This window comes from Kocuria rosea subsp. polaris (assembly GCF_001483755.1).
GTDB classification, from domain to species: Bacteria; Actinomycetota; Actinomycetes; order Actinomycetales; family Micrococcaceae; genus Kocuria; species Kocuria cellulosilytica.
Genome location: NZ_LQBK01000004.1, coordinates 410,463 through 425,010 on the forward strand (window position 1 = coordinate 410,463; position 14,548 = coordinate 425,010).

15 protein-coding genes are annotated in these 14,548 nt (G+C 73.7%); 8 read left to right on the plus strand and 7 right to left on the minus strand.

What is annotated here, in order from left to right; all coding sequences use genetic code 11:
- Positions 1-225 precede the first annotated feature (225 nt).
- From AVL61_RS04290 to AVL61_RS04305, 4 genes are all read left to right on the plus strand, one after another.
- A complete protein-coding gene (locus AVL61_RS04290; protein WP_058873247.1) occupies positions 226-1,629 on the plus strand; it encodes an aldehyde dehydrogenase family protein in 1,404 nt (467 codons plus the stop codon).
- 169 nt (positions 1,630-1,798) lie between these two features.
- A complete protein-coding gene (locus tag AVL61_RS04295) occupies positions 1,799-2,155 on the plus strand; it encodes a PadR family transcriptional regulator (protein WP_058873087.1) in 357 nt (118 codons plus the stop codon).
- Positions 2,156-2,160: 5 nt separating this feature from the next.
- The gene (locus AVL61_RS04300) at positions 2,161-3,174 is read left to right on the plus strand and encodes a permease prefix domain 1-containing protein (RefSeq protein ID WP_058873088.1); all 1,014 of its coding nucleotides are present in this window, start codon (positions 2,161-2,163) and stop codon (positions 3,172-3,174) included.
- A 318-nt stretch (positions 3,175-3,492) separates the two neighbouring features.
- Positions 3,493-4,020 (plus strand): Lrp/AsnC family transcriptional regulator, encoded by a 528-nt coding sequence (locus AVL61_RS04305; RefSeq protein ID WP_058873248.1) that lies wholly within the window; start codon positions 3,493-3,495, stop codon positions 4,018-4,020.
- On the opposite strand, the gene AVL61_RS04310 is transcribed toward AVL61_RS04305, so the two are convergent.
- The 5 genes from AVL61_RS04310 to AVL61_RS04330 form a co-directional block, all read right to left on the minus strand.
- Positions 3,995-4,318 carry a hypothetical protein gene (locus AVL61_RS04310; protein WP_058873089.1) on the minus strand — a complete coding sequence of 108 codons (324 nt, stop codon included), beginning with the start codon at positions 4,316-4,318 and terminating at the stop codon, positions 3,995-3,997. The two genes, AVL61_RS04305 and AVL61_RS04310, sit on opposite strands and share 26 nt — an antisense overlap.
- A gap of 147 nt (positions 4,319-4,465) precedes the next feature.
- The gene (locus AVL61_RS04315; RefSeq protein WP_058873090.1) at positions 4,466-5,002 is read right to left on the minus strand and encodes a hypothetical protein; all 537 of its coding nucleotides are present in this window, start codon (positions 5,000-5,002) and stop codon (positions 4,466-4,468) included.
- Between the two features lie 180 nt (positions 5,003-5,182).
- Positions 5,183-5,887 carry a response regulator gene (locus tag AVL61_RS04320; RefSeq protein WP_058873091.1) on the minus strand — a complete coding sequence of 235 codons (705 nt, stop codon included), beginning with the start codon at positions 5,885-5,887 and terminating at the stop codon, positions 5,183-5,185.
- Positions 5,884-7,086: a sensor histidine kinase gene (locus AVL61_RS18110; protein ID WP_197412635.1), complete on the minus strand. Its 1,203-nt coding sequence runs from the start codon at positions 7,084-7,086 to the stop codon at positions 5,884-5,886. The genes AVL61_RS04320 and AVL61_RS18110 overlap by 4 nt, the downstream gene beginning before the upstream one ends.
- Before the next feature lie 12 nt (positions 7,087-7,098).
- Positions 7,099-7,620 carry a hypothetical protein gene (locus AVL61_RS04330; protein ID WP_058873093.1) on the minus strand — a complete coding sequence of 174 codons (522 nt, stop codon included), beginning with the start codon at positions 7,618-7,620 and terminating at the stop codon, positions 7,099-7,101.
- Between the two features lie 247 nt (positions 7,621-7,867).
- Between AVL61_RS04330 and AVL61_RS04335 the strand changes: the two genes are divergently transcribed.
- Positions 7,868-8,731, plus strand: a complete 864-nt coding sequence (locus AVL61_RS04335; RefSeq protein WP_058873094.1) for an SRPBCC family protein — start codon at positions 7,868-7,870, stop codon at positions 8,729-8,731.
- A 208-nt stretch (positions 8,732-8,939) separates the two neighbouring features.
- On the opposite strand, the gene ilvD is transcribed toward AVL61_RS04335, so the two are convergent.
- Positions 8,940-10,631: a dihydroxy-acid dehydratase gene (ilvD, locus tag AVL61_RS04340; RefSeq protein ID WP_058873095.1), complete on the minus strand. Its 1,692-nt coding sequence runs from the start codon at positions 10,629-10,631 to the stop codon at positions 8,940-8,942.
- Positions 10,632-10,831: 200 nt separating this feature from the next.
- On the opposite strand from ilvD, the gene AVL61_RS04345 reads away from it, so the two are divergent.
- Both AVL61_RS04345 and AVL61_RS04350 read left to right on the plus strand, forming a co-directional pair.
- Positions 10,832-11,734, plus strand: a complete 903-nt coding sequence (locus AVL61_RS04345) for an SDR family oxidoreductase (protein WP_058873096.1) — start codon at positions 10,832-10,834, stop codon at positions 11,732-11,734.
- 27 nt (positions 11,735-11,761) lie between these two features.
- The gene (locus AVL61_RS04350; RefSeq protein WP_058873097.1) at positions 11,762-12,184 is read left to right on the plus strand and encodes a ChaB family protein; all 423 of its coding nucleotides are present in this window, start codon (positions 11,762-11,764) and stop codon (positions 12,182-12,184) included.
- A gap of 13 nt (positions 12,185-12,197) precedes the next feature.
- On the opposite strand, the gene AVL61_RS04355 is transcribed toward AVL61_RS04350, so the two are convergent.
- On the minus strand, positions 12,198-12,950 hold the full coding sequence (locus AVL61_RS04355; RefSeq protein WP_058873098.1) for a TSUP family transporter: 753 nt from the start codon (positions 12,948-12,950) through the stop codon (positions 12,198-12,200).
- A 123-nt stretch (positions 12,951-13,073) separates the two neighbouring features.
- Between AVL61_RS04355 and AVL61_RS04360 the strand changes: the two genes are divergently transcribed.
- Positions 13,074-14,537: an aldehyde dehydrogenase family protein gene (locus tag AVL61_RS04360; protein WP_058873099.1), complete on the plus strand. Its 1,464-nt coding sequence runs from the start codon at positions 13,074-13,076 to the stop codon at positions 14,535-14,537.
- Positions 14,538-14,548: the final 11 nt, after the last annotated feature.

The following is a 14,548-nucleotide window of genomic DNA, read 5'->3' on the forward strand; positions in this document are numbered from 1 at the left end:
CCAGTGTGGTCCGGAGCACACCGCGGCACCTTGTCCCGGCGTGCACGGCGCTTGACCCACAGCGCGCCGGTCCGCGCTGTGGGTCAAGAGCCGTGCTCGCACGGACAAGCCGCGGTGACGTGTCCCGGGTCACCATGGGGGCAGTCCTGATCCGTCCGTCCCGAAGGAGACCCCGTGACCACCACGACCGAGACCACGACCGAGACCACGACCGAGACCGCGCCCATGACCTACGGCGACCTGCTCGCCGCCGTCACCGACCCGGAGGGCCGCGAGATCCTCGACCCGGCCACCGGGGAGCTGGTCGGCCGGGTCCACGAGTCCACGGTCGAGGAGCTGGATCAGGCCCTGGCCCGCGCCCGGGAGGAGCAGGGCGAGTGGGCGGCTGTCCCGGACGCCGAGCGCTGCGCGCTGCTGCACCGGGCCGCCGACGCGATCGAGGCGAACGCTCCAGCGCTCGCCGAGCTGCTCTCGCGCGAGCAGGGCAAGCCGGTGCACCAGGGGCCGAACGCCATGTTCGAGGTCGGCGGCGCGGCGGCCTGGATGCGCGCTGCGGCGTCCTTGCCGCTCGAGCCCGAGACGGTCTTCGACGACGAGTCCGGCACCGCGGTCCTCACCTACGACCCCATCGGGGTCGTCGGGGCGATCGGTCCCTGGAACTGGCCCATGATGATCTCGGTCTGGCAGATCGCCCCGGCGCTGCGCATGGGCAACACCGTGGTGCTCAAGCCCTCCGAGCACACCCCGCTCTCCGTCCTGGGCCTGGCGCACGTCGTGAACCAGGTGCTGCCCGAGGGTCTCGTCACCGTGGTCCCCGGCGGCCGGGAGGTCGGCGAGGCACTGTCCCGGCACCCCGGCGTGGACAAGCTCACGTTCACCGGGTCGACCGCCACGGGCAAGGCGATCATGCGCTCGGCCGCGGACACGCTGACCCGGCTGACCCTCGAGCTGGGCGGCAACGACGCGGGCATCGTGCTCCCGGACGCCGATCCGCAGGCCATCGCCGAGGGCCTGTTCTGGGGCGCGTTCATCAACACGGGCCAGACCTGCGCGGCCCTCAAGCGCCTCTACGTCCACGAGGACGTCTACGACGCCGTGTGCGAGTCCCTCACCGAGGTCGCGGCGGCCATGCCGATGGGCGAGGGCCGGGACGAGCGCAACGTCCTGGGCCCCCTGCAGAACAGGTCGCAGTTCGAGATCGTGGCCGACCTCGTGGAGAAGGCCAGGGCCGGCGGGGGGCGGGTGCTGCTCGGCGGGGACCCGGACGAGGACCGGCCGGGGCACTTCTATCCGACGACCCTGGTGGCCGACCTCGACGACGACAACCCCCTCGTGACCGAGGAGCAGTTCGGGCCGGCCCTGCCCATCGTGAAGTACTCCTCGGTGGACGACGCCGTGCGCATGGCCAACCGGCTGGACGTGGGGCTCGGCGCCTCCGTGTGGGGCACCGACACCGACCGCGCCCGGGAGGTGGCCGCGCGGATCCAGGCCGGCACGGTGTGGATCAACAAGCACGGCGCGATCGACCCCCGCATGCCCTTCGGCGGGATCAAGGGCTCGGGCTTCGGCGTGGAGTTCGGGGTGGAGGGCCTCAAGGCGTTCGGCGTGCCGAAGGTCATCGCGTCCTGACGGAGCCCGCCGCCCCGCCCCGCCCTTCTTCGCCGAACTCACCGGCTCCGCCCGAGACCGCAGACGAGGTCCGCCGGTCTCGGGCGGAGCCGGTGAGTTCGGCGGTGGTGGGGGCAGGCTGTGCGGGATGGCTCTTCCAATAGTGTGTGACGCACACTATGATGTGGGCATGGCACCGGAACCGTTCGACCAGGTCGTCGCCTCCCACACCCAGGAGCTGCGCCGCGGCACGACGGTCCTGGCCTGTCTGCTCGTCCTGGACGAGCCCCGCTACGGCTACGCCCTGCTCCGGACCCTCGCCGATGCCGGGCTCGACGTCGAGGCCGGCACCCTCTACCCGCTCCTGCGCCGGCTCGAGACCCAGGGCCTGCTCGAGAGCGACTGGAACACCGACGAGTCCCGGCCCCGGAAGTTCTACCGGATCACCGGGCTCGGGGCCCGCGCCCGGGACGCCCTCGAGGCCGAACGGCTCCGGCTGCACGCGGCGCTGTCCGCCCTCTCCCGCCCGACTCCTCCCGAGGACTGATCGCCGTGTCCGCCAGCACCCTCACCCCGCGCACCGAGAGCTATCTGCAGGAGGTCGCCCGGCGCCTCCCGCCCGGAGCCCGCGCGGACGTGTCCCGGGAGCTGCGGGGCACTGTCGCCGACATGGTCGACGACGGCGTGGCGCAGGGACTCCCGCCGGCCGAGGCGGAGCGCCGCGCCCTCGAGGAGCTCGGCGACCCCGCCCTGCTGGCCGAGGACTACGGTCCCGGTCCCCGGCACCTGATCGGCCCTGCGCACTACCACGACTTCCTCGAGCTGCTGCGGGTCCTGGTGCCCGTGCTGGCCGGACTCTTCGGCGGGCTCACCCTGCTCGGCCGGCTCTTCGGGGAGGCGGGGCGCGAGGACCTGGTCAGCTATCTCGTGCTCTCGCTCGCCCCCGCGGTCGGCGCCGCGATCCAGGGGGCCCTGATGGGGGCGGGCATCGCCGTCGTCGTCTTCGCCGTGGTGGAGCGCACGGAGGCCGCGGAGGCGGCGCGCCGCGGCGACCGGGGCGGGGCCGCGGGGCAGGCGCCCCCGCGGTGGACCGTCGAGCGGCTGCCGCCGCCGCGCCCCGAACGGGACATCACCGCCGGGGAGCTGGTCTGGGCCACCATCGCCCTGGGCCTGGCCTTCGCCGCGCCGTTCCTGCTCTCGCGGCCGCTGTTCCGCGAGGGCCCGCTCGCCGGCGAGCCGATGCTCGACCCGGCCGTGTGGACGCCGTGGGTGCCGCTCTACCTGGGGATCGTGCTGCTCGCCTGGGGGTGGGAGCTGCTGCGCTTCCGCCGCCGCCGGTGGTCGTGGGCGCTGTTCGGGATCAACGCCGTGCTGGACCTCGCCATGGCCGCGCTGCTCGTCACCGTGCTGCGCACCGAGTCCGTGGTGAACCCGGTGCTCCGCGAGCGCGGCTGGGTGGGCGACGAGTTCGCGCAGATCGGCGTCGCGGTCGTGGTGGGCGTCACCGTCTGGGACCTCGTGGCGACCTTCCTCGCCTGCCGCCGGTCGGTGGCCCGGCAGCACTGACCGGCGCCGCCCCGGACCGCGGGCAGGGCCCGGTCCGGGCGGCGGCCGTGCTGTTCCGGGACAGCGCTCGGCCCGCGGGAGCTCCTCGGAGCTCCCGCGGGCCGGGAGAGGGCCTCTGCCGCCGCGGGGTGCCGAGCGGTGCGGAGCGCAGGACGCTTCGTGGGCGTCCGGCGCCGGCCGGGATGCGCGGAACCGGGTCCGGTGGCGCACCGTGTGATCACCAGTTGACACCGTGGTCAGCACGATGCGCAAACGTCTACTCTGAACCTGATCAGATCGACCGATTTCGGTCAGGAAGGAGGGGCTGCTGTGGTCAGCATGACGAACGGCGGGGCCGGGACGGGCCCGCTGGACCCGACGGACCGGAGGATCCTGGCGGCGCTGGACGAGGACCCGCGGATGACCGTGCTGGCCCTGGCGCAGCGCACGGGCCTGGCGCGCGGGACCATCCAGGCCCGGCTCGAGCGCTACCGCGCGAGCCCCGCGCTGCGCCCGCACAGCACCCGGGTGACGCCGGCGGCGCTCGGCTACGGTCTCGCCGCGAGCGTGGCCGTGGAGCTCGACCAGCACCAGCTCGACGAGGCGATCGCCGGTCTGCAGGCGATCTCCCAGGTCATCGAGGTGTTCGCCCCCGCCGGGCAGACGGACCTGCTGTGCCGGGTGGTCGCGAAGGACCCCGAGGACCTCTACCGGGTCTCCGAGGAGATCCGGTTGTGCCCCGGCATCCTGCGGACGTCGACGAGCATGTTCCTGCGCACCGTCATCCCGTACCGGGTGGCGCCGCTGCTCGCGGAGGGCGGGACGCCGGGGAGGGGCGGGGTCAGTTCCGGGCGGCCGCGCCCATGACCTCGGCCCGCAGCCGGTCCAGGTCCACGTCGTCGCCCTCGTGCAGGCCGTGGGTGCGGACCCACGCGCGGGCGCTGAGCATGATCTCGTCGTAGTACTGGTGGGTCTCGCAGTGGGCGGCCCCGATGCGGGCCTGGGCGCGGGGCTCACAGCTGTCCTCCGTGAAGGAGATGACGGCCACCGGGCTGAGCGCCAGGCCGACCACGCCGTGGACCGCCGTGATGGTGCGGCCGTGGAACGTGTCGCCGGGGGTGAGGTCCCAGGCCCTGGCGGTGGGGTGCTGATGGGTGAGGTCCATGATCGGCTCTTGAGCTGGAGGGGAGTCCGTCCGGCCGGCGCACAGCGCCGGGGAACGGCCCCGGGAACGGGAGGTGAGGGAGGAAGAGCGGAAGGAGGGGGCGGTCCGGGGGCCGGCCGGTGTGCGGCCGGCCCCGGCGCCGTCCGGTCAGTGACCGAGACCGGTCCAGTGGCTGGTGTCCTGGTACCAGGGGGACCAGGAGTAGCCGTCGTAGTAGCGGTACTTGACCACGTGGTAGACCTTCTTGTCGTCGTGGTGGTCCAGGTGCTTGTAGTGCCCGCCGCCCCAGGCGCCGCCCCAGTAGTAGTAGTGGTCGCCGCCGGTGTAGTGGTGGTGGCCGTACTTGCTCACGGCGTAGTAGTGCTGCTTGACCTCCACCTTGTACCCCTTGGGGCACTTCACGTGGAACGGGTACTTGACGATCTTCTTCCCGTGGTGCCACGTCCAGGAGGGCTTGTGGGCGTCGACCGAGCAGTGCTTCTGGTGCGGCTTGTGCGACTCCGTCCCGAGCACCGAGGACTGTGCCGAGTCGGCCGGCGCCGGAGCCGCCTGGGCGGGGGAGCCCAGCAGGGGCAGGGCACCGGCGGCCAGGGTCAGGGAGGCCAGGGACAGCACCGCCTTGCGGGCGTAGCGGCGGGCGCCGGCCGGCTGCGGGGCTGCGGACGAGGTGGTTTCGATGGACATTTCGGGTCTCCTGCGGAAGAGGGACTGCGTGGTTGCCGGTGGTTCCTCCCCCGGGGTCCGGCGGGGAACTTCTCGAACCGACAGGACAAGATTCGCAGTCGGGGGCACCGTGCGGCGTCCACCCGGGAGTTGAACTCCGGCGTACAACCGGGGTGGTACGCGGGAGGCCGGGGGCAGGACTCAGAAGCTGTCCGTGGGCTTGACGAGCCCGCTCTTGAACGCGGCCGTCACCGCCTGGGCGCGCTCGCTGACGCCCAGCTTCAGGAAGATCCGGTGGACGTGGGTCTTCACGGTCGCCTCGCTGAGGAACAGCCGCCGGGCGATCTCCGTGTTGGTCAGGCCGTGGGCGACGGCGACCAGGACCTCGCGCTCCCGCCGGGTGAGCTGCTGCAGCTGCTCCGGCGGCGGGACGGCAGGGTCGGGGTGCCGGCTGAACTCGGTCAGGAGCCTGCGGGTCACGTCCGGGTCCAGCCAGCCCCCGCCGCGGGCGAGGGAGCGCACGGCGTCCGCCAGGACCTTCGGCGCGGAGCTCTTGAGGATGAAGCCGGAGGCGCCCGCCCGCAGCGCGGCGTGGACGGCGGCGTCCTCGTCGAACGTCGTCAGCATCAGGACGGTGGCGACGTTCGGCACCCGGTCCAGGAACGCGTCGGACGTGAGCACCCGGGTGGCGGCCACCCCGTCCGTGCCGGGCATGCGCACGTCCATGACCACCACGTCCGGCTGCAGGCGGGCCGTCTCCTCGACGGCCGCCGCGCCGTCGGCGGCCTCGCCGACGACGATCAGGTCCGGCTCGGCGGTGAGGAGCATGGCCAGCCCGGAGCGCACCATCGCCTCGTCGTCCACCAGGAGCACCCGGACGGGTGCGGGTTCCGTGCCGCGTGTCATCCGGTGGCCTCCCCGCCCGCGGTGGCCGCCGCGGCGCCGTGCGGGTCGGCGGGGCCGACGGGAAGCCGCGCGGACACCAGGTACCCGCCGTGCGGGTCGGGTCCGGCCGTCGCCTCGCCGCCCACCGCCCGGGCGCGCTCCGCCATCCCCCGCACCCCGTGCCCGGTCGACAGCCGTGCGGCGAGGCGACCGCGGGCCCCGGCGCCGTCCGTGCGGACGGAGAGCTCGACGTCCCGGGGGCCCCAGTCGAGGGCCACCCGGACAGGGCGGTCCGGGGCGGCGTGCTTGACGGCGTTGGTCAGGGCCTCCTGCGCGATGCGGTACGCGGCCTCGTCCACGGCCGGCTCCAGGGCGCAGGGCTCGCCCGCCACGCAGAGCTCCACCTCCCGGCCCGCCGCGCGCAGGTGGTCCAGCAGGCCGTCCAGTCGCTGCAGGCCCACCGGCTCCTGCTCTCCCGGAGCCGCCGGCGCCGGGGAGAGCAGGCCCAGCATGCGCCGCAGCTCCGTGACGGCCTGCTCACCGAGCTCGTCGACCTGCCGCAGCGCCGCCCGGGCCCGGTCCGGGTCGCGCTCCATGACGCGCTCGGCCCCTCCGGCCTGCAGCACCATGAGGCTCACCGCGTGCGCCACGACGTCGTGCAGCTCCCGGGCGATGCGCTGGCGCTCCTCGGCCTCGGCCCGGGCGGCGGCCAGCCGGGCCACGAGCTCGCGCTGCGCCACGCTCCAGCGGACCCACCGGCCCACGCCGAAGACGACGAGGTGGGCCACGGTGAGGAACAGGGCCGCGACGAGGAACGAGGCCGCCCGCATCGACGGATCGGGGGTGTCCTGGACGGTGGCGTGCACGCTGGTGGCGACCGGCAGGAACGCGATCGCCAGGCCGGGGACCGCCCTGCGGTCCGGGCAGTGCGCGGCCACCGCGAAGAGGGCCAGCCAGACGCAGAAGATGGGGTGGAACCCGAAGCCGAGCAGCGCGACGGCCACGGCGCCCAGCACGACCAGCAGGAGCACGGCCAGGGGCCACCGGCGGCGCCAGAACAGGGGCAGGTACAGCAGCGCCGCCGAGAGCACGACGAGCCAGGGGGCGACCGCACCGGGCTCCGCCGTGCGGTCCCACGTGATCTGGAGCTCGATGCCCCACAGCACCGGCACCGCGACGAGGTCCAGGGCCACGCGCGAGGGGTGTCTCCAGGATCTCATCGGCCCCCCTGCTCAGCTGCACACGGACCTGCCGAAGACGGTGCAGATCCACATCCGCTCGACGGGAGGGGCGGGCAGGCGGCAGTCCTCGACGATCGAGTGGCGCCGGATCTCCTCCCACGCCACCACAGGTCGCAGGGCGTCCTCGGCGCAGTCCGGGACCTCGGCGGGCCGTGCCCCCAGCGCGGTCTCCACGGCCGAGCACAGCTCGGCGCCCGTGGCGAGCCGGCGCTCGGAGCCCGCGCCGTCCGGGGGGCCCTGCGCGGGGCACCCGGACGGGTGCTCGAGCCGGATGCCCGTCATCTCGGAGTCCGGGTCGTGCAGGACGCCGTGCAGCAGGATCCGCGAGATCCTGATCCGCTCGACCTCGTCCGTGCGCCCCGACGCGACGCGGGCGATCAGCACCTCGGGGTCGACGTCCCGTCCCAGCCAGTCCGGCGGGCCCTGCACCAGCACGTAGTCGCTGTCCACCAGCCGTCCCCACGCCAGGTGCCCCTCGACGGCGTCGGGCGCTCGCGCGTTCTGGACGGACACCAGTGTCCGGAATTCTGTCTCGAGTGTCGCCATGCCGAGCCCCCCGCGAGTCGTGCGGCAATTCTCCTCGTCCGCCCACGTCAAGTCCATAGTCGGCGTCCCCGGCGGGCCGGCCGGTGCGTTCCGCGGCGCCTCCGGGGGTCCCGGAACCCTGGTCTCGCGGGGCCGTGCGCGGTACCGTAAGCAGACTGGCGAATTTGTTGTTTTTCGTCACCGCTGATCGTCAAGACGGAACGAAGGAGATGCCATGAGCACCAAGGTCGAGAAGACTGTCGTGGTCGACGTGCCGCTGACCACCGTGTACAACCAGTGGACCCAGTTCGAGGACTTCCCCCACTTCATGAGCGGCGTGCAGAGCGTGACGCAGCTCGGCGACGACCGCCTCGAGTGGGTTGCCGAGATCGGCGGCGTCCGCCGGCAGTGGGAGGCGAAGATCGTGGAGCAGGTCCCGGACCGCCGGGTCTCCTGGGCCGCCACCGAGGGCGCCACCAACGCCGGCACCGTGATGTTCCACGACGCGGGCAACGGCCGGACCGAGGTGCACCTGGTCCTCGAGTACGAGCCCGAGGGCCTCGTGGAGAAGGTCGGGGACAAGCTCAACGTGGTCGAGAACCAGGCCGAGGGCGACCTCGAGCGGTTCAAGAAGTTCATCGAGGACGAGGGCTACGCGACCGGCGCCTGGCGGGGCTCCGTCAACGAGGGCGCTCCCGTCGGCACGCCCGGGGTCGAGCACGCCGCCGCCTCCCGCGGGGACGACGGCAAGGCCGGGGTGTCGGGCAAGGCGGTCGCCGCCGGCGTCGCGGCGGCCGGCGTCGCGGCCGCCGGGGCGGCCGCCGCGGCGAAGAAGAAGGACTCCGCTCCGGACACGGAGCCGGTCACCCTCGAGTCGACGGCGCCGCCCGCGGCACCGGCGGCCCCCGCGGCGCCGGTGACCCCCGCGGCGCCGGTGACCCCCGCGGCGCCGGTGACCCCCGGCGAGACCGTGACCGGGGAGGTCCCCCCGATCCCCACCGTGGACGAGGCCCTCACCGACGACACCGTCGACGCGGACCTGGACGTGGACCCCACCAGCCGGCGCATCGACGACCGCCCCGCGGGCGGCGCGCTCTGAGCCGACCCCTCCCGTGCACCGGGCCCCCGACCACCGCGGTCGGGGGCCCGGTGCACGGAAGGGGTGCCCGGTGCGGCCGAGCCGCGCCCGGACCGGGCACGGGGACCGCCGGCCGCCGGGACTGCCGGCCGCCGGGACTGCCGGCCGCCGGGACTGCCGGCCGCCGGGACTGCCGGCCGCCGGGACGGCCGGCCGCCGGGACGGCCGGTCAGCCGGTGACGGCCCCCAGGGACGCCGAGCGCACCAGCTTGACGTACTTGCCCAGCACGCCGCCCTCGTACTGCGGGCGCAGGGGGGCCCAGCCCTCGCGGCGCCCGGCCAGCTCCTCGGCGTCCACCAGCAGGTCCAGGGAGCGGGCCGCCAGGTCCACCCGGATCCGGTCGCCGTCGCGCAGGAACGCGATCGGCCCGGCGTCGACGGCCTCCGGCGCGATGTGGCCGATGCACAGGCCCGTGGTGCCGCCCGAGAACCGCCCGTCGGTGAGCAGCAGCACGTCCTTGCCGAGCCCCGCGCCCTTGATCGCCCCGGTGATGGCCAGCATCTCGCGCATGCCCGGACCGCCCTTGGGGCCCTCGTAGCGGATGACGAGCACGTCCCCGGCCGTGATCTCGCCGGCCTCGAGGGCGTCCATCGCCGCCTGTTCGCGCTCGAAGACCCGGGCCGGGCCCTCGAAGACCTCGGCGTCGAAGCCGGCGGACTTCACCACCGCGCCCTCCGGCGCCAGGGAGCCGTGCAGCACCGTGATCCCGCCCGTGCGGTGGATGGGGTTGTCGAGCGTGCGGATCACGTCGCCGTCCAGGGGGTCGGGGTCCAGGGCGGCCAGGTTCTCGGCCACCGTGCGTCCCGTCACGGTGAGGGCGTCGCCGTGCAGCAGCCCGGCGTCGAGCAGCGCCTTCATGACCACGGGGATGCCGCCGTGCCGGTCGACGTCGTTCATGACGTAGCGGCCGAAGGGCTTGAGGTCCGCGAGGTGGGGGACGCGGTCCCCGATCCGGTTGAAGTCCTCCAGGGTGAGCTCCACCTCCGCCTCGTGGGCGATGGCCAGCAGGTGCAGGACGGCGTTGGTGGACCCGCCGAGGGCCATGAGCACGGTGACGGCGTTCTCGAAGGCCTCCTTCGTCAATACGTCCCGCGCCGTGATGCCCTGCCGGAGCATCTCGACCACGGCCTCCCCGGAGCGGTGGGCGAACTGGTCGCGCCGCCGGTCCGCCGAGGGCGGGGCCGCGGAACCCGGCAGGCTCATGCCCAGGGCCTCGGCCACGGAGGCCATGGTGTTGGCCGTGTACATCCCGCCGCAGGCGCCCTCGCCCGGGCAGATGGACCGCTCGATCCGGTCGAGGTCGGCCCGGCCCATCAGGCCCGCCTTGCACGCGCCCACGGCCTCGAACGCGTCGATGAGGGTGACGTCCTTCTCCGTCCCGTCGCTGAGCTTCACCCATCCCGGCGCGATGGTCCCGGCGTAGAGGAACACCGAGGCCAGGTCCAGGCGGGCGGCGGCCATGAGCATGCCGGGCAGGGACTTGTCGCACCCGGCCAGCAGCACGGACCCGTCGAGGCGCTCCGCCTGCATGACCGTCTCCACGGAGTCCGCGATGACCTCCCGCGAGACCAGCGAGAAGTGCATCCCCACGTGGCCCATCGAGATCCCGTCCGAGACCGAGATCGTGCCGAACTGGAGGGGGTAGCCGCCCCCGGCGTGGACGCCCTCCTTGCAGCCCTGCGCGAGCCGGTCCAGGGAGAGGTTGCACGGGGTGATCTCGTTCCAGGAGCTCGCGATGCCGATCTGCGGCTTCTCCCAGTCGGCGTCGCCCATGCCCACGGCACGGAGCATGCCGCGGCTGGCGGTCGCGTCGATGCCGTCGGTGACCTGACGGCTGCGGGGCTTCATGTCGGGGCTCATGCGGTCTCTCCCGGGTCGTCGGTGCGCGGTGGGATGCGCGGGGCAGGGCGTGCCGCGAACCTATCAACGGAACTCGAGGAGCGTCGAGCGATGTCCACGGCCGGCGCGGAACTTTGTGCCCGCGGGGGAAGACAAGGCGTGCCCGGCCCTCCTAGGGTGGGAGCAGGCAACGATAAGCAACCTGATCGAAGGAGCCCCAGATGCCCGAGGCGCCCGTCTCCCAGCACGCCCGCGCGATGGCCGACGACGAGGGCGGGATGCCCGAGCAGCAGCAGACGCCCCCGGGCCTGACCGCCGCCATGGACCCCGTGCCGGACCACGGGGAGGCGTCCTGGGAGGGGCGGGGCCGGCTCGAGGGGCTCAGGGCCCTGATCACCGGCGGGGACTCCGGGATCGGCCGGGCCGTGGCGATCGCGTTCGCCCGGGAGGGCGCCGACGTCGCGATCAACTACCTCCCCGACGAGCAGGAGGACGCCCAGGACGTGGTGGGCTGGATCGAGAAGGCCGGGCGCACGGCGGTCCTGGTCCCCGGTGACGTGCGCGAGGAGCGGAACTGCCAGGAGATCGTGGACCGGGCGGTCGAGGGTCTCGGCGGGCTCAACGTGGTCGTGAACAACGCGGGCTTCCACTGGGCGCGCGGAGAGGCGGGGCTCCAGGGGCTCGCCACGGAGGACCTGGAGCGGGCCGTGCGCACCAACCTCTACGGCACCCTGTGGATCAGCCGCGCGGCGCTGCCGCACCTCGGCCGCGGGGACAGCATCATCAACACCACGTCCGTACAGGCCTACGACCCCTCGGTGTCGATGGTCGACTACGCCGCCACGAAGGCGGCCCTCAACAACGTCACCGCCAACCTCGCCGCCGAGCTCGGCCCCGACGGCATCCGCGTCAACGCCGTGGCCCCCGGGCCCGTGTGGACCCCGCTGGGGCCGGCCACCAAGGAGCCCGGGGCGGTCGCGAGCATGGGCAAGGAGACGCCCCTGGGGCGGATCGCCCAGCCCGCCGAGCTGGCCGGCGCCTACGTCTTCCTCGCCAGCCCGGCCGAGGCCAGCTACGTCAGCGGCATCGTCCTCGGCGTCACCGGCGGCATGCCCGTCTTCTGAGCAACCCCCCCACGGAAGGAGCACCTCGTGCCCAAGACCGGCCAGGACGACCACGCCAAGAAGAGCGAGCTGCCCTCCACCCTGCAGCGCTCGGGGCGGAAGGCGCAGGACACGTTCGCCAAGACCTACGACTCCGCGCTCGAGCAGTACGACGACGAGGAGCGCGCGGCGCGCACGGCCTACAGTGCGCTCAAGCACACCCACGAGAAGGTCGGCGACCACTGGGAGGGCAAGGAGGAGCCCGGGCCCTCCGACGAGCACGCCGCCGGGGGCCGCGACTCCCGTGCGGAGACCGCCGGCGGGGTCGACGCGAACTCCTCCAAGCAGCACCTCTACGAGGTGGCGAAGCGGCTCGGCGTCGAGGGCCGCTCCTACATGACCAAGAAGGAGCTCGTCGACGCGATCCGGAAGGCCAACGACGCCGCGACGCGCAGGGCTCGGGAGGACTGAGGAGCGGCCGGGCTCAGAGGACGCCCAGCAGCCCGCGCACCAGCGTGATCGCCCCGCCCAGCCCCGCCAGGACCAGGGCGGTCGTGCGGGCGGTGCTCAGCGGCACGCGGCGGGCAACGACCCCGCCGATCCGCACGCCCAGCACCACCGTGAGGACCACGCCGGGCGCCACCCACCACGGGGGCATCCCGTCCGTGCCGGCCGCCCCGAGCAGGGTCTTGGTGAGCACCGACAGGGCGCCCATCGTCATGAACACCGGCTGCAGGGTCGCGGCGAAGGAGCGCTGCTCCCAGCGGGCCAGCCGGGAGTGGATCACCATGACCGGCCCGGCCACCCCCGCCGTGGTGTTGAAGAAGCCCCCGATCGCCCCGGCGAGCACCGTGGGCAGCCGCCCCGGCCACTCGGGCAGGCGGGGGAGCCCGAACATGGTGGTCAGCGCCAGCAGCACCACGCCGCCCACGACGACCTGCAGCCAGGCCGCGGGCAGCTCGCGCACCACGAGCGCCGCCGGCACGGCGCCCACCGCGGCGGCCGGGGCGATGAGCGCGTAGCGCCGCCAGTCCACGTGGCGCCACACCGAGAGCATGATGAGGAACCCGGAGACGGTCGTCGTCGCGTTGGTCACGAGCACGCCCGTGGCGGGGCCCAGCAGCAGCGCGAGGGTCGGGGCCACCACCAGGCCGACCCCGGTGCCCGAGACGCGCTGCAGGACCGAGCCCACGAGGATCGCGAGGGCGGCGACGACGATGATCTCCACGGGTCCCATTCTGCGCCCCCGTCCGCCCGGTCCCGGTGCGCACGCGGCCGGTCGTGGCACTTCCCGGATTCGATAAGTACCCTTGCTGTTACGCGAGGTCCCTGCGGGACGACGACGACCGAAAGGTGCGCCATGAGCATCACCCGAGACCTGATCATCGACGGGGAGCACGTGCCCGCCCTCAGCGGCAGGACCGCCGCGGACGTCAACCCCTACACGGGCGAGGTCTTCGCCACCGTCGCCGCGGGCGGGCCCGAGGACGTGACCCGCGCCGTCGACGCCGCCGCGGCCGCGTCCGAGAAGTGGGCGGGGATGGCCCCCGGCGCCCGCCGGCGGATCTTCCTGCGCGCGGCGGACCTGTTCGAGGAGCGCATCGAGCAGGGCGCGGACATCATGGCCCGCGAGGTCGGCGGCGTGCGCGGCTGGGCGGAGTTCAACACCCACCTGGCCGCCGACATCCTCCGGGAGGCCGCCGCCGCCACGACCATGCCCCAGGGCGAGGTGCTGGCCACCGACCTGCCGGGGGTGCGTTCGATGTCGGTGCGCCAGCCCTACGGGGTGGTCGCCGCGATCTCTCCCTGGAACGCCCCCTTCATCCTGGGGATGCGCTCCATCGCGGTGCCCCTGGCCGTGGGCAACACCGTGGTCCTGAAGCCCAGCGAGGACGCGCCGCTGGCCTGCGGCCTGTTCCTCGCCGACGCCCTGGTCGACGCCGGCCTGCCGGCCGGGGCGCTGAACGTGGTGACCAACGACCGTGCGGATGCCGCGGACGTCGTCTCGGCACTGATCTCCGACCGGAGGGTGCGGATCGTCAACTTCACCGGGTCCACCGCGGTGGGCCGCACCATCGGCACGCTCGCGGCGCAGCACCTCAAGCCCGCCGTGCTGGAGCTCGGCGGCAAGAACAGCCTGGTGGTGCTCGAGGACGCCGACCTGGACTACGCGGTGGACGCCGCGGCGTTCGGGGCCTACATGAACGCCGGGCAGATCTGCATGTCCGTGGACCGGGTGCTCGTGGACCGCTCCGTCGCCGCGGAGTTCACCGAGAGGTTTGCCGAGAAGGTCAAGGACCTGCCCGCGGGGGACCCGACCGACCCGGGCACCGTCATCGGTCCCGCCGTCAACGCCCGGGCCGCCGAGCGGCAGTACGGGCTCATCGACGACGCCGTGGCCAAGGGCGCCGTGGTGCGCGCCGGCGGGCACCGGCTCGAGAACTCGCTGGTGCCCGCGACCGTCCTCACCGAGGTCACCCCGGCGATGGACATCTTCCACGACGAGATCTTCGGCGCCATCACCACCGTCTTCGAGGTGGACGGCCCGGACGAGGCCGTGGAGTTCGCGAACAACACCAACTACGGCCTCACCGCCGGGGTCATCACCGAGGACCTCGGGGCGGGCATGGCCGTGGCGAAACGGCTTCGGACCGGGATCGTGCACGTCAACGACCAGTCCGTCGCCGACGAGCCGCAGGCCCCCTTCGGCGGGATCCAGGAGTCCGGGTACGGGAAGTTCGGCGGCCAGGCCGGCGTCGAGTCGTTCAGCGAGCGGCGGTGGATCACCGTTCAGGAGGAGGGCCACGCCCGGTTCCCGTTCTGAGCGGGAGCGCA

Bases quoted from the DNA above. Each gene is read 5' to 3' on its own strand.
- AVL61_RS04360 (WP_058873099.1), top strand. From the start codon at position 13,074: ATGAGCATCACCCGAGACCTGATCATCGACGGGGAGCACGTGCCCGCC.
- AVL61_RS04355 (WP_058873098.1), bottom strand. From the start codon at position 12,950: ATGGGACCCGTGGAGATCATCGTCGTCGCCGCCCTCGCGATCCTCGTG.
- AVL61_RS04305 (WP_058873248.1), top strand. From the start codon at position 3,493: ATGACGAACGGCGGGGCCGGGACGGGCCCGCTGGACCCGACGGACCGG.
- AVL61_RS04345 (WP_058873096.1), top strand. From the start codon at position 10,832: ATGCCCGAGGCGCCCGTCTCCCAGCACGCCCGCGCGATGGCCGACGAC.
- AVL61_RS04290 (WP_058873247.1), top strand. From the start codon at position 226: ATGACCTACGGCGACCTGCTCGCCGCCGTCACCGACCCGGAGGGCCGC.
- AVL61_RS04310 (WP_058873089.1), bottom strand. From the start codon at position 4,318: ATGGACCTCACCCATCAGCACCCCACCGCCAGGGCCTGGGACCTCACC.
- AVL61_RS04335 (WP_058873094.1), top strand. From the start codon at position 7,868: ATGAGCACCAAGGTCGAGAAGACTGTCGTGGTCGACGTGCCGCTGACC.
- AVL61_RS04295 (WP_058873087.1), top strand. From the start codon at position 1,799: ATGGCACCGGAACCGTTCGACCAGGTCGTCGCCTCCCACACCCAGGAG.
- AVL61_RS04320 (WP_058873091.1), bottom strand. From the start codon at position 5,887: ATGACACGCGGCACGGAACCCGCACCCGTCCGGGTGCTCCTGGTGGAC.
- ilvD (WP_058873095.1), bottom strand. From the start codon at position 10,631: ATGAGCCCCGACATGAAGCCCCGCAGCCGTCAGGTCACCGACGGCATC.
- AVL61_RS04315 (WP_058873090.1), bottom strand. From the start codon at position 5,002: ATGTCCATCGAAACCACCTCGTCCGCAGCCCCGCAGCCGGCCGGCGCC.
- AVL61_RS18110 (WP_197412635.1), bottom strand. From the start codon at position 7,086: ATGAGATCCTGGAGACACCCCTCGCGCGTGGCCCTGGACCTCGTCGCG.